Annotated in this window: 13 protein-coding genes; 4 read left to right on the plus strand and 9 right to left on the minus strand. The window is 65.0% G+C overall.

The window, feature by feature from the left end; genetic code table 11:
* Positions 1 to 89: 89 nt before the first annotated feature.
* Complete coding sequence (locus HAP48_RS17520; RefSeq protein WP_166212170.1) at positions 90 to 524, minus strand: cupin domain-containing protein; 435 nt, start codon at positions 522 to 524, stop codon at positions 90 to 92.
* 12 nt (positions 525 to 536) lie between these two features.
* The gene (gene gloB, locus HAP48_RS17525) at positions 537 to 1,304 is read right to left on the minus strand and encodes a hydroxyacylglutathione hydrolase (RefSeq protein WP_166212166.1); all 768 of its coding nucleotides are present in this window, start codon (positions 1,302 to 1,304) and stop codon (positions 537 to 539) included.
* Positions 1,305 to 1,486: 182 nt separating this feature from the next.
* Between gloB and HAP48_RS17530 the strand changes: the two genes are divergently transcribed.
* A complete protein-coding gene (locus HAP48_RS17530) occupies positions 1,487 to 2,236 on the plus strand; it encodes a class I SAM-dependent methyltransferase (protein WP_166212163.1) in 750 nt (249 codons plus the stop codon).
* 146 nt (positions 2,237 to 2,382) lie between these two features.
* On the opposite strand, the gene HAP48_RS17535 is transcribed toward HAP48_RS17530, so the two are convergent.
* Together HAP48_RS17535 and prmC are read right to left on the minus strand one after the other, a co-directional pair.
* Positions 2,383 to 3,141, minus strand: a complete 759-nt coding sequence (locus HAP48_RS17535; RefSeq protein ID WP_166212160.1) for a DUF4167 domain-containing protein — start codon at positions 3,139 to 3,141, stop codon at positions 2,383 to 2,385.
* Positions 3,142 to 3,593: 452 nt separating this feature from the next.
* Positions 3,594 to 4,484: a peptide chain release factor N(5)-glutamine methyltransferase gene (gene prmC, locus HAP48_RS17540; RefSeq protein WP_166212157.1), complete on the minus strand. Its 891-nt coding sequence runs from the start codon at positions 4,482 to 4,484 to the stop codon at positions 3,594 to 3,596.
* 106 nt (positions 4,485 to 4,590) lie between these two features.
* On the opposite strand from prmC, the gene HAP48_RS17545 reads away from it, so the two are divergent.
* Positions 4,591 to 5,016: an HIT family protein gene (locus tag HAP48_RS17545; RefSeq protein WP_166212154.1), complete on the plus strand. Its 426-nt coding sequence runs from the start codon at positions 4,591 to 4,593 to the stop codon at positions 5,014 to 5,016.
* A gap of 9 nt (positions 5,017 to 5,025) precedes the next feature.
* On the opposite strand, the gene HAP48_RS17550 is transcribed toward HAP48_RS17545, so the two are convergent.
* From HAP48_RS17550 to HAP48_RS17565, 4 genes are all read right to left on the minus strand, one after another.
* Complete coding sequence (locus tag HAP48_RS17550) at positions 5,026 to 5,724, minus strand: ABC transporter ATP-binding protein (RefSeq protein WP_166212151.1); 699 nt, start codon at positions 5,722 to 5,724, stop codon at positions 5,026 to 5,028.
* Positions 5,721 to 7,577: a branched-chain amino acid ABC transporter ATP-binding protein/permease gene (locus tag HAP48_RS17555; protein ID WP_166212148.1), complete on the minus strand. Its 1,857-nt coding sequence runs from the start codon at positions 7,575 to 7,577 to the stop codon at positions 5,721 to 5,723. The genes HAP48_RS17550 and HAP48_RS17555 overlap by 4 nt, the downstream gene beginning before the upstream one ends.
* A gap of 14 nt (positions 7,578 to 7,591) precedes the next feature.
* Complete coding sequence (locus tag HAP48_RS17560; RefSeq protein WP_166212145.1) at positions 7,592 to 8,467, minus strand: branched-chain amino acid ABC transporter permease; 876 nt, start codon at positions 8,465 to 8,467, stop codon at positions 7,592 to 7,594.
* 103 nt (positions 8,468 to 8,570) lie between these two features.
* Positions 8,571 to 9,926, minus strand: a complete 1,356-nt coding sequence (locus HAP48_RS17565; RefSeq protein ID WP_166212142.1) for a substrate-binding protein — start codon at positions 9,924 to 9,926, stop codon at positions 8,571 to 8,573.
* Positions 9,927 to 10,215: 289 nt separating this feature from the next.
* Here HAP48_RS17565 and HAP48_RS17570 point away from each other — a divergent pair, with 289 nt between their 5' ends.
* Together HAP48_RS17570 and HAP48_RS17575 are read left to right on the plus strand one after the other, a co-directional pair.
* Entirely contained in the window at positions 10,216 to 10,656 is a 441-nt protein-coding gene (locus tag HAP48_RS17570) for a hypothetical protein (protein ID WP_224496499.1), read from the plus strand.
* Between the two features lie 145 nt (positions 10,657 to 10,801).
* On the plus strand, positions 10,802 to 11,269 hold the full coding sequence (locus HAP48_RS17575; RefSeq protein WP_166212136.1) for a MarR family winged helix-turn-helix transcriptional regulator: 468 nt from the start codon (positions 10,802 to 10,804) through the stop codon (positions 11,267 to 11,269).
* Between the two features lie 104 nt (positions 11,270 to 11,373).
* On the opposite strand, the gene prfA is transcribed toward HAP48_RS17575, so the two are convergent.
* Positions 11,374 to 12,453: a peptide chain release factor 1 gene (gene prfA / locus HAP48_RS17580; protein WP_166212131.1), complete on the minus strand. Its 1,080-nt coding sequence runs from the start codon at positions 12,451 to 12,453 to the stop codon at positions 11,374 to 11,376.
* Between the last annotated feature and the right edge of the window lie 46 nt (positions 12,454 to 12,499).

Below are 12,499 nucleotides of genomic sequence, written 5' to 3' on the forward strand. Positions count from 1 at the left end.
AGGCTCGCCCAGTGGCGCAATTGCGCCGCAAGGCTCGCACCTCCAGCGACAACGGCAAGGCCGTTGCGCGGGGATGACGGGGAAAGATTCTACGACGCTGGCTCCCAGTCCTTCGGCGCCAGCTCGAATTTCGCGAACTCGAAACCCGGTGCCACCGTGCAGCCCACCAGCGTCCAGTCGCCGCTGCTTTCGGCGGCTTGCCAGGCGTTCGCCGGCACGATCGCCTGCGGCTGCTCGCCGCCGATGACGTCAGGCCCGAGCGTGATCGCATGCTGCGGCTCGCCGTCCTCAGCAATCCGCAGGGTCAGCGGCGCGCCGGCGTAATAGTGCCATATCTCGACTGCGTCGATGCGGTGCCAGTGCGAGCGTTCGCCGCGCGCCAGCAGGAAGTAGATTGCGGTCGAGCGGGCGCGCCCATTGGCGTCACAATTCTCGTCGCGAAACGTCTCGCGATAATGCCCGCCTTCCGGGTGCGGCTTCAGCGCGAGCCGCGCGATGACGTCGGCAGCCGAGAACTTAGACATCAAGGTCGGCCATCACGACTTGTTCTTGCGCTCGCGCAGCTCGCCGAACACCTGGGCAGCGTCGGCGCCCTTCATGTGCAGCTTGGCCGCGACCACCGGCTCGTCGGCACGCAGGAACACGTTGGCCTTCTTCTCGTCGCCGAGCAGCACGGGTATCGTCGGCTTGTTCTCGGCGCGCAGCCTGGTCACTTCCTCCGCGCGCGCCTGCAAGGCTGCGTTGTCGGGCTCGATGGTGAGCGCGAACTTGACGTTCGAGGCGGTATACTCATGGCCGCAATACAGACGAAAATCGTCCGGCAGCGAGCGCAGCTTCAAAAGCGAATCCCACATCATCGGGTAGGTGCCTTCGAACACCCGCCCGCATCCGATCGAGAACAGCGTGTCGGCGGCGAACACCGCCTTCTCGCCGTCGAACACATAGGAGATATGGTCGAGCGTATGGCCGGGCGTTTCGACCACACGGGCTAAGAGGCTGCCGACCTTGATCACGTCGGCATTGGCGGCGCGCAGGTCGACATTGGCGATCTTCGCCGACTTATCGTGCGGGGCGACGACGCGGCAGCCATATTTCTGCTTCAGCTCGGCGACGCCGCCGACATGGTCGCCATGGTGATGGGTGATCAGGATGTCGGTCAGCGTCCAGCCTTCGCGCTCCAGCGCCTTGATGATCGGGCCGGCCTCCGGCGCGTCGATCGACGCGGTCGCCCCGGTCGCGGGATCGTGGATCAGGTACCCGAAATTGTCGGTGAGGCAGCTGAATGTGCGAATTTCGGCGGTCATGATATCTCCACGAACAAACGGGACGGACAGGTCAGAGCATGATGTTTCGAAAAAGCTGGTGCCCACGCTTTCGGATCATGCTTTTAACGCGTCCAGTATAGGGGTGAAATATGGCGTTAACGCTCCGGCGGCAACGCAAATTTCGGCGCTCCCCGGCAGCAGGGGGCATGTTAGGCTAGGGCATGGACGTCATCGACCTGCGCGACTTTTATTCTCAGCGCCTCGGCATCGTGGCGCGGCAGCTGATTAACCGCGGCATCCGTGCACGGTGGCCGAACGCGGAGGGCCAGCGCGTGCTCGGTCTCGGCTATCCGACGCCCTATCTCGGCCTGTTCCGTGACACCTCCGAGCGCTGCATCGCCTTCATGCCGGCGGCCCAGGGCGTGCTGAAATGGCCGACCGGGCGGCCTGCGCTGGCGACCCTGATCGACGAATTCTCGATGCCGCTGCCGGATGCCGCGGTCGACCGCGTGCTGCTGGTTCATGCGCTGGAGATGTCTGATGATCCGGAGCGGCTGCTGCGCGAGGTGTGGCGGGTGCTGTCGCCGTCGGGGCGGCTGATCGCGATCATCCCGAACAGGCGCGGCGTCTGGACACGCACCGATGCCACGCCGTTCGGCCATGGCCGGCCCTATTCGCGGGCGCAGATCACGCAGCTGTTGCGGCAGACCTGGTTCACGCCGGCGTCGTGGGGTGAGGCGTTGTTTATGCCGCCGGTTCAGGGCAGCTGGTTTCTGCGCTCGGCGATGGCGTGGGAGCGCCTCGGCGCGGCGCTGTCGATGCCGTTCGCCGGCGTGCATATCGTGGAAGCGAGCAAGCAGGTCTATCGCGCGATCCCCGCGCGCCGCGAGCGCACGCAGCTGATCCCGTCATTGCGGCCGGTGCTGGTGCCGTCATCGACGGCGACGCGCAAGTCCATTCACCCGGAATAGAGCGTTTTCGAGCGAAGCGGATGCCGGTTCGCGTGAAGAAAACGCGCCAAAACAAAAAGCTTCGGTTCTGATTCAATCAGAACCGAAGCTCCAGTGACCCGATTTATTCACCCTCCCCGCGAAGGGAGGGTGGGAGATCTTCAGGGTTATTCGTTGCCCGGATTGAAGTCGTCGCTCGGCGCGGGCTGCGCCGCCATGTCGGCACGCGGGCCGTGCGGGCGGCGGCGGCGACGCGGGAAGCGCTCGCTGCGTTCGCCGCGTTCTGCGCCGCCATTGCCTTCATAGGCGCCGTTGACCTGCGGCTGGGCGCCACCGGTGATGAACGAGGGCAGGCGATCGACACCGCCGGCATCGGCCAGCACGGGCTGCGGCTGGTTCGGCGGCTGCGGCTGATATTGCGGCTGCGGACGATGCTCACGCTCGCGGTGCTCGCGCGGCTGCTGCTCACGCTCGCGCGGCGGCTGCTCGCGCTGGTACGGCGGCTGGCCGTTCTCGCGGACGAAGGGCTGTTGCTGCTGCGGCACGAAGCCCGGCTCCTGGCCGAAGCTTGAATAGCCATCGCTGTCGTCGTCGCTGTCGTCGGTCGCGATCGGCTCGGCGTCGGGGCGCGGCTGCTGCTGATTCTGCCTGAACTGCTCCTGCGCCGCTGCGATGATCCGGTAGTAGTGCTCAGCGTGCTGGTAGTAGTTTTCAGCTGCCACCGGGTCGCCGGAGGAGCGCGCATCGCGCGCCAGCTGGACGTATTTCTCGGCCACATGGGAGGCCGTGCCACGGATCTTGATGTCGGGTCCGTTCGATTCGTACACCCGTGTCAGGGGATTCTGGCCGCGCCGGTTATTGTTGTTGTTATTATTATTGTTGTTATTCCGGTTGCGCATCCGCTTGTTGTTCTGACCGTTTCTCATCTGTCGCCTTTTATTCCAGCCCTGAAGTTATTGCAGTCCGTTCGATTCGGCGCGCGCCAAGGCACGCGGAATCGCAGTCCCGTTCGAAGTGGCTTCGATGTCGCCGACCATCTCGTTCAGCAAAGTCGCGTTCAGCAAAGACGCGTTCCCCAACCGCCGCCAGCGGATCTCGCTAGCGACCAAATCATTGCGCCCGTTGAGACAGGCCCAGTTCTCGTGCGTAAGTCTTCAAGCGCAATAACAGGCTTTCGTTCGCTTGGCGGTCTAGAGCAGCACAGCTTTCAGCCATTGCGCTCAATGTGACCTGCGTTCCTGGAACCTTTCGATCGGCGGGCTCTGCTGAACCCTGGTCATCACCCGTAACGATTACGGGGCCAGCACCGATGTTGTGCCCGGAACGTAGTCGTTCCCGGGGGATATTCCAAGAGGTTTTTTTGCGTTCCAATAGGACTTTATCGGGGCAGCCGACGGGCGGAAATGGCCCTCGGAACGCCGCCCAGATCGGCCCTGGGCGGCCCCGTTGGGGATAACCCGGACGCCGTCATCAGGGCTTCAACGTCGCCGCTCTGGCCCTGCCCAACCTCCACAACCAAAAGTCCGTTCGAGACCAAAAGACCCGCTGATTGCGAAATCAGCGGGCGATAGGCGTCGAGCCCATCGGCACCGCCATCGAGCGCCGCGCGGGGATCATGCTCGCGCACCTCGATGTCGAGGCCGGCGATATCGGCGGAGGGGATGTAGGGCGGATTGGACACGATCAGGTCGAACGCGCCGGTCAGCCCGCTGCCGTAATCGCATTTGATCCAGGTCGCGCGATCGGCAAGTCCGAGCTCGGCGGCGTTCCGGCTCGCCGTCTGCAATGCCTCGGCCGAGATGTCGGTGGCGAAGCCATGCGCGTTGGGCAATTCCGAGAGCAGCGCCAGCAGGATCGCGCCGGACCCGGTGCCGAGATCGGCGATCCGCAGGGCGCGGCCGGCGGTGCCGTCGGCGCGCAGCAGTTCGAGCGCGCGCTCGACCACGGTCTCGGTGTCGGGCCGCGGCACCAGCGTGGCGGCGGAGAGCTGCAGCGGCAGTCCCCAAAATTCCTTCACGCCGAGAATGCGCGCAACCGGCTCGCCGGCGAGGCGGCGCACTGCGAGGCGCTCGAGGCGATCGGATTCGTCAGAGGTCAGCGCGCGCTTCGCTGCCGTGATCAAGCCGGTCAGATCGAGCCCCAGCGCGGCGCCGACCAAGAGCCGCGCGTCGAGTTCGGCGGCGTCGCCGCCGGCCGCCTTGAGGCGCGCGGCGAGTGCGCGCCGGGCGCTCTCGACGGTCTGGCTGCCATGTCCTGTTGATGCGCTCATCGCGCGTTGTTAGCCGATGGTCGATGCGGCGTCGATATCACTTGCACCCTTTGCTGCCGGCGCGCACGGTCGGCGCCTAAAACGCATCGATCCGGAATGCGCGACCATGACGGGCTATGACGACCAGAACATCTTCGCCAGGGTCCTGCGGGGCGAGGTGCCGAGTTTCAAGGTCCATGAAACCGACCGGACCTTTGCCTTTCTCGACATCATGCCGCGGTCGCCCGGACATACGCTGGTCATTCCGAAAGCGCCCGCGCGCGGAATCCTCGACATCGCGGAAGACGATCTTGCGGCGGTGGCGCGGTCGGCCAAGCGCATCGCCATCGCCGCGATGAAGGCGTTCTCCGCCGATGGCATCATCATCCAGCAATTCAGCGAACCCGCCAGCGGTCAGGTGGTGTTTCACCTGCATATGCATGTGATGCCGGTGAAGGCCGGCGTCGCGCTGCTGCCGGCGCAGACCCGCAAGGAGGAGATGGACGTGCTCGCCGATCATGCCAAGCGCATGATCGCGGCGCTTGCCGGTTGAACTTGCGGGCTAAACCCCGAGATAGCGCTGCAGGACCTCTGGCTGCGCCTTGATCTCCTGCGCGGGCCCTTCGTGGACGATGTGTCCATTGTTGATGATGTAAATGCGCTGCGCCAGCGCGAGCGTCGCGGCGAGGTTCTGCTCCACCAGCACGATGGTCTGTCCGGCCTCGGCCAGATCGCGGCACGCCTTCATCAGGTCGCGCACGATCACCGGCGCCAGTCCCTCGAACGGCTCGTCGAGCAGGATGATCTTCGGATCGCGCACCAGTGCGCGCGCGATCGCCAGCATCTGCTGCTCGCCGCCGGACAGGTCGGTGCCGCGATTGCTCCGCCGCTCCCGGAGCCGCGGGAACATCTCGTAGATGCGGTCGAGCGGCCAGCGCTGCGAGGCGGTCAGGCCGGCGATCACGAGGTTCTCCTCGACGCTCAGGCTGCCGAAGATGCGGCGCTCCTCATGGACCAGCTGCATGCCGGCCTGCGCGATCTTGTGGCTCTTCCTGCCGGATATCTCGACACCGTCGAACATCACCGAGCCGCGGCGCGGGGTCACCACGCCCATCAGGCTCTTCAGCGTCGTGCTCTTGCCGGCGCCATTGCGGCCGAGCAGCGCCACCACCTCGTTGCGCTCGACCCGCATCGAGACGTCGAACAGGATGTGGGAATCCCCGTAATAGCTGTTTAGTCCATTGACCTCGAGCAGGCTCATGCGGCGAGCACTCCATGCACGCCGCCAAGATAGGCTTCCTGGACGGTCGAATTGTTCTTGATCTCTTCCGGCGTTCCCTCGACCAGCACGCGGCCCTCCTGCAGCACGGTGACGCGCTCGGCGAGCTCGAACAGCGCATCCATGTCGTGATCGATGATGATCATGGTGCGGCCCTGGCTGATCGACTTCAGCAGCTTCACGGTTTCGACGCGTTCGCGCGGGCTCATGCCGGCCAAGGGCTCGTCGAGCAGCAAAAGGCTCGGCGACGTTGCCAGAGCCAGCCCGATCTCGAGCCGCCGCTTCTCGCCATAGGCGAGCTCCGACACGGGCGTATCGGGCCTCGAGGTCAGATTGACCAGCTCGAGCGTCTGCTGCACGCGCTCGGACAGGCCGGGGATGCTGTCGATGCTGCGGAACAGATCGAGCTTGAACTTGCCGCGAAGCGCCGACAGCGCCGCGATCACCAGGTTCTCGCGCACCGTCAGGCCGGCGAACAGCTGGTTGACCTGGTAGCTTTTGGTCAGGCCGAGCTGACAGACGTCGGTGACGTTCATCCCGGTGATGTCGCGGCCGCCAAATACGATGGTGCCCAAGGTCGGGTGGACCTCGCAGGTTAGCATCTTGAAGAAGGTCGATTTGCCGGCGCCGTTCGGGCCGATGATGCCGCGCAGCTCGCCGTGATTGACGGTGAAATCGATACCGCTGTTGGCGAGCAGGCCGCCATAGCGCTTGGTCAGGCCTCGGGCCTGAAGAATGGGACCGGCCAACATGCTGTCGGCGCGGGGCGGCGCAGGTATCGGTGCGGCAACCTCCGCGGCACGGGGTTCGCTTGCCACAGCGACAACCTCGGACGCGCTCTCGTCCGGCTCCTTGGCGCCGCGCTGTCCGGTCAGGAGGCGATAGAGATCGGCGAGGCCGCCGATGATGCCGCGGCGCAGGAAGCAGACCAGCAGCACGAAGACGATGCCGAGCACGAGCTTCCAGGCCGCGCCGAGCCCGAGCGCCGCCTGCAGGAAGTCCTGCAGCGACAGCCAGACCGCGGCGCCGACCAGTGGCCCGAACAGCGTGCCGCGGCCGCCGATCGCCGTCTGCATCACGAGCTGCCCCGAGGTGTCGAAAGTGAACGCGTCGGGCGGCATGAAGGCCTGCAGCACGCCCAGCAGGCCACCGGCAAAACCGGCATAGGCGGCGGCGATCACGAAGGCGGTCAGCTTGTAACCGTGGATGTTGTGGCCGACCGCGGTCGCGCGCAGCGGATTGTCCCTGATCGCGCTGAACACGGCGCCGACCGGCGAACGCACGATGCGCAGCGCGATCACGACGCCGATGAAGTAGCACAGCGCCAGGAACTGGTAGAGCGACCAGCCGGTGGTGAAGTGCAGTGTGGTGAAGCCGAGATTGAAGCTCGGGGTCGGCACGCCGGGCAGCCCGTTCTCGCCGCCAGTGAAGTCCGACAGCGGATTGAACTCGACGAAGAAGAACACCTCCGCGATCGCCACCGTGATCATGGCGAAATAGATGCCGGTGCGGCGCAGCGCGATCAGGCCGATCAGATAGCCCGCGGCGGCCGCCGCGATCATGCCGATGACGAGCGCGAGGACGACGTTCGGAAAGCCGGCGCGGGTCAGCAGCCAGGCGGCGACGAAGCCGCCTGTGCCGTAAAAGGCCGACTGGCCGAACGACAGCAGGCCGGTGAAGCCGAACAGGATGTCGAAGCCGAGCCCGAACAGGCCCCAGACCAGGATCCGGTTCACCGTGTTGGGTGCGAAGCCGAGCCACGGCAGCACGAAGGGCGCGGCGATCAGGCCGGCGGCCGTCAGAAACTCGATCAGGTATGGGCGCTGTTTCAGCATTTAATAATCCGTCGTCATTCGCGGCCCTGCGTGCCGAGCAGGCCGTGCGGTCTGAGCACGAGCACGAGCGTCATCGCCGCGAACGGCATGACGTAGGCGTAACCGGGGTTGAACATCGAGGTGATGCTGATGATCTCGCCGGCGATCAGCCCGCCGAGGATCGCGCCGGGAAACGAACCGACGCCGCCGATCACCACCACCACGAAGGTCTCGACCAGGATGTCGTCGCCGACGCCGGGTGTCAGCGACACCACGGGCGCGTTGATGATTCCGGCGAAGCCCGCGGCCATCGCGCCGATGCCGAACACGATCATGAAGACGCGGTAGACGTTGATGCCGAGCGAATCGACCATCACCGAATCCTCGATGCCGGCGCGCACGATCATGCCGAGCCGGGTGCGGTAGAGGATCAGGAACAGTGCGCCGAGCGCGACCGCGACGATGCCGACGACGGCGAGCCGGTAGGTCGGGTAGAACAGGAAGCCCATCGAGGTGATGCCCTGCAGCAGCGCCGGCGGCGGCACCACCTGCGACTGGCTGGTGAAGATCAGCCGCACGATCTCCACGAAACAGATGCCGAGGCCGAACGTCACCAGCAGCTGGTCCTCATGCGGGCGATGGTAGAAGTGGCGGATGATGATCCGCTCCATCGCGACGCCGAGCGCCATCACGAACAGCGATCCCGCGATCACGGCGAGAATGAACGAGCCGGTGTAGGAATAGGTCACGTATCCGGCGTAGCCGCCGATCATGAACATGGCGCCGTGGGCGAGATTGAGCACCCCGAGCGTGCCGTAGATGATCGTCAGTCCGGAGCTGATCAACGCAAGCAGCGCGCCGAGCGCCAGTCCGTTGAAAAGTTGCGAAACGAAATTTGGCCAGTTGATCATGGCGTGCGTTCAGTCGGCCCAGTCAATGGAGGATGCGTTTCGACACAAAGCGGCGCCGCGGGTCGGGTCGCCCCGCCCACGGCGCCGGGTCGTCCCACGTTGATCAGGTGTAGTCGCCGAGATGGCAGCCGAACGCATCCGGCTTCTGCATCAAGCCGTCGCCGGCGACGATCTCGATCACCTCGTAATAGTCCTCCTTGTTCTTCATCTCCTTTTCCATCTTGCCGCGGACGATGATGACGGGGCGGACGCATTGGTGATCTTCGGGGCGATAATGCACGTCGCCGACCAGCGAAGGGACGGTCTCGCCCTTCTCGTAGGCCTTGATGACGTCGGGCGGATAGAAGCTGCCGGCTTCCTCGACCATGCGGGCCCAGTGCGCGAAGCTGACATAGGCGTTCTCGGCGCCCCATTCCGGCTTGTATCCGAACTTCTTCTCGAAGGTCTCGTTGAACATCTTGGCCAGCGGATACTTGTCCTCGATGGTCCACCAATAGTCGGTCGCGGCGTAGACGCCCTGCATCAGGCCGCCGGTCTCGCGGGCGATGAACGGCACCTGGTAGGGCACCACGAGCTTCATCTTGTCGAGCACGCCGAACTGCTTGGCCTGCTGCGTCGACAGCACGGCGTCGTGGCCCCAGTTGACGTTGATCAGCACGTCGGCACCGGAATTCGCGACATTGAGCAGATATGACGAATAGTCGGGTGCGCCGAGCGGCGACACCTGGTTGGTGACGGTGGTCCAGCCCGCCTCGGCGAGGCGGTCCTGCATCGACTTGGTCACCGTGTGGCCATAGGTGTAGTCGGGCGTCAGATAGGCGGCCTTCTTGTTCTTGCCGAACTGCTTGATCAGCACCGGCGCGATCGCAGCCGCGGCAGTCTGGCCGAAGAAGTTCTGGCGAAAGCCGTAGCGCACGCAATCCTTGCCGGTGGTGTCGTTGGAGCCGGAGATGCCGCAAACGAAGATCACCTTCTCGCGCTGGGCCAGCTTGTTCAGCGCGACCGCGACCGCACTCGACGTGCCGCCGGTGATCATCACCGCCTTGTTCTCGCTGATGAAGCGCTGCTGCGCCTGCACGGCCTCGTTCGGCTTCGCCGCGGAATCCGCAACGCCGAACTTCAGGTCCTTGCCGAGCACGCCCTTTGAGGTCTTCGGCGAGATTTTCTTGATCAGCTCGTGGCCGCTGTTGATGTGCTCGATCGCGAGCTGATAGCCCTTGAGCTCATCCTCGCCCTGCACCGCATAGGTGCCGGTGCGCGGGACCGAGATGCCGATGAAGGCCGAGGAGCCGGACGAGCCGGCGGGAAAGGTCCCGATCGCCGGGTGGTCCTCGGCGAATGCCCGCGACGCGATCGAGGCCGGCAGCACGCTGCCGCCGATCAGGCCGGCACCGGCCTGCAGCAGGGTGCGACGCGAGACGTTCAGTGTTCTGCGCGGCAGGAAATCCTTGGTGCTCATCGCTCACTATCCTCCAATTAAATTGATTTTTGGCGCGCATGTTCATCGGTCGCCGGATCGGATCGATCGGCGGCTGGATGCGCCGGCTGCGATGGAGCAGCCCGTCGCAGCTACAATTCCCCACCGGCATATTTAGTCAATGTCGCCTTTCGTCGAATCATATCGGTCTACGATGGAATTAATGTCGGAATACGATATATCTGGGTTTACCGCCCGGGTGCGGGTCCTGTAGTGAGAGGCGATGATCCACGAGCCTTCAAATCGCGTCGGAAATCCCGGAGAGCACGCCGTGACCGAGGACGGCGGCGCTGAGCAATCGAGCACCCTGAGCATCCGCGCGATCAACGTTCTGAAGGAGTTGTCGGCCGAACTGCTCGACGAAGTGCCGCCAAAGCTGGGCTGGACGCCGCCGGACGATCTGCTTCGCCTGCTCACGGCGCGCCATCTTGCGACCGCGCGAAACTGCGGACAGCAAACCATGCGTGAGATCATCGATTGGGCCGAGACGCGCGGGATATCGATCCCGGCGCCGCATCATACCGGCAAATCGCTGTCGGAGGTCTGGGGCGATCTGGTCGAGCGTGCCTCGGCCGGGCATCTCACCAAGAGCGAGATCACCGAGGCGCTGGAGAGGTCGATCCGCCGCCGGAGCCCGCGGATTCCGGTCGCCTTCCAGATCGTGCTGCTGAAGATCTTGAGTTCGAGCTACGATCACTGGCCGCAGCCGTGATGCCACCCGGCCGCGCCACTCGACCGTCAAACCGTTGAAAACATGAGTGCAAAGGCGGCCGGTAGGATGGTCCGCCGGGCCTGGACTTGATAGCGTCGCACCGCTCCTGCCGTCCGGCGGAGCGAGCCGGGAGCAGGACCAGCGAATGCCTCAATCGAAGCAGCGGCGCGCGCCGGCCGCGACCGCAAAGCGCAGCGCCGCGGCCGCGACGGTCGATTACCCGGCGCTGGCGCGGTTTCGCTACCAGCTGCGCAGCTTCCTTGCGTTCAGCGAACAGGCGGCCCAGCAAGCCGGGTTGACGCCGCAGCAGCATCAGGCGCTGCTCGCCATCAAGGGATTCTCCGGCGAAGAGCCAACCACTGTCGGCGATATCGCCCGCTATTTGCTGATCCGCCATCACACCGCGGTCGAGCTGGTCAACCGGATGACGAAGCTCGGACTGTTGACGCGGGCGGTCGATGCCGCCGACGGCCGGCGTGTTCTGGTGACGCTGACGGCGCAGGGCGAGCGCAAGCTGCAAGCGCTGTCGAAGATTCACCTCGAGGAGCTGACCACGGCCGGTCCGGCGCTCGGCAAGATCCTGCGCCACTTCAGGCAGTCGCAAAAACGCTAGAGCATTTTCGGTTCTGATTGAATCAGAACCGAAGCTCCAGCTGCTTGTTTTGACGCGTTTTCTTCACGCGAACCGGTGTCCACTTCGCTCGAAAACGCTAGCGCTCACGCCGCCGCGCCCTGCGCCGCGAGCTGCGCGGCCTGGTGCTCGGTGGTCAGCGCATCGATCAGCTCGCCAAGCGCCTCGCCCGCGATCACCTGCGGCAGCTTGTAGAGCGTCAGATTGATGCGGTGGTCGGTGACCCTCCCTTGCGGGAAATTATAGGTGCGGATGCGCTCCGAGCGGTCGCCGGAGCCGACCTTCTCCTTGCGGTCGGCGGAGCGCGCGGCTTCGACGCGCTGGCGCTCGGCGTCATAGATGCGCGAACGCAATATGTTCATCGCCGACGCCCGGTTTTTGTGCTGCGAGCGGCTGTCCTGCATCATCACCACGATGCCGGTCGGCAGATGGGTGATGCGGATCGCCGATTCGGTCTTGTTGACGTGCTGACCGCCGGCGCCGCCCGCGCGCATGGTCTCGATCCTCAGATCGTCGTTCTTGATGTCGACGTCGACGTCCTCGACCTCCGGCAGCACCGCGACGGTCGCGGCCGAGGTGTGGATGCGGCCCTGCGTCTCGGTGTCGGGCACGCGCTGCACGCGGTGCACGCCGGACTCGAATTTCAGCTTGGCGAAGGCGCCGCGGCCCTGCACCTCGGCGATGATTTCCTTGTAGCCGCCGACGGTGCCTTCGCTCGCCGAAATCACCTCGACCTTCCAGCCCTGCAGGCCGGCGAAGCGCTCATACATCCGGAACAGGTCGCCGGCGAACAGCGAGGCCTCGTCGCCGCCGGTGCCGGCGCGGATTTCCAGCACCACGTTGCGGTCGTCCATCGCGTCCTTGGGCAACAGCGCGATCCGGATATTCTGCTCGAGCTCGCCGATGCGCGCCTGCAGCGTTTCCAGCTCGGCTTCCGCCATGCCGCGCATCTCGGGGTCGGTCCCCGCATCCGCCAGCATCGCCTCGGTATCGGCAAGCTCCGAGCGGGCGGAGCGATAGAGCTTCACCGCGTCGATCAACGGATGGAGCTCGGCGAGCTCGCGCGTGATCTGCACATAGCGCTCGGAATTGACCTGGCCGAGCAGCTCGGCTTCGAGCGAGGCATGATGGGCGAGCAGAACGTCGAGTTTGGCTTCGGGTAGCATGGTGGTGTCTCGAATTGCGGGAGGCGAGAAAGTGCGGCAGCGGCGA

The sequence above is a fragment of the Bradyrhizobium septentrionale genome, from assembly GCF_011516645.4.
Taxonomy (GTDB): domain Bacteria; phylum Pseudomonadota; class Alphaproteobacteria; order Rhizobiales; family Xanthobacteraceae; genus Bradyrhizobium; species Bradyrhizobium septentrionale.

What these genes read in the sequence shown, in the direction of transcription:
- HAP48_RS17545 (WP_166212154.1), top strand. Translation starts at nt 4,591, where the DNA reads ATGACGGGCTATGACGACCAGAACATCTTCGCCAGGGTCCTGCGGGGC.
- gloB (WP_166212166.1), bottom strand. Translation starts at nt 1,304, where the DNA reads ATGACCGCCGAAATTCGCACATTCAGCTGCCTCACCGACAATTTCGGG.
- HAP48_RS17535 (WP_166212160.1), bottom strand. Translation starts at nt 3,141, where the DNA reads ATGAGAAACGGTCAGAACAACAAGCGGATGCGCAACCGGAATAACAAC.
- HAP48_RS17575 (WP_166212136.1), top strand. Translation starts at nt 10,802, where the DNA reads ATGCCTCAATCGAAGCAGCGGCGCGCGCCGGCCGCGACCGCAAAGCGC.
- HAP48_RS17530 (WP_166212163.1), top strand. Translation starts at nt 1,487, where the DNA reads ATGGACGTCATCGACCTGCGCGACTTTTATTCTCAGCGCCTCGGCATC.
- prmC (WP_166212157.1), bottom strand. Translation starts at nt 4,484, where the DNA reads ATGAGCGCATCAACAGGACATGGCAGCCAGACCGTCGAGAGCGCCCGG.
- HAP48_RS17520 (WP_166212170.1), bottom strand. Translation starts at nt 524, where the DNA reads ATGTCTAAGTTCTCGGCTGCCGACGTCATCGCGCGGCTCGCGCTGAAG.
- HAP48_RS17555 (WP_166212148.1), bottom strand. Translation starts at nt 7,577, where the DNA reads ATGCTGAAACAGCGCCCATACCTGATCGAGTTTCTGACGGCCGCCGGC.
- HAP48_RS17565 (WP_166212142.1), bottom strand. Translation starts at nt 9,926, where the DNA reads ATGAGCACCAAGGATTTCCTGCCGCGCAGAACACTGAACGTCTCGCGT.
- HAP48_RS17550 (WP_166212151.1), bottom strand. Translation starts at nt 5,724, where the DNA reads ATGAGCCTGCTCGAGGTCAATGGACTAAACAGCTATTACGGGGATTCC.
- prfA (WP_166212131.1), bottom strand. Translation starts at nt 12,453, where the DNA reads ATGCTACCCGAAGCCAAACTCGACGTTCTGCTCGCCCATCATGCCTCG.
- HAP48_RS17560 (WP_166212145.1), bottom strand. Translation starts at nt 8,467, where the DNA reads ATGATCAACTGGCCAAATTTCGTTTCGCAACTTTTCAACGGACTGGCG.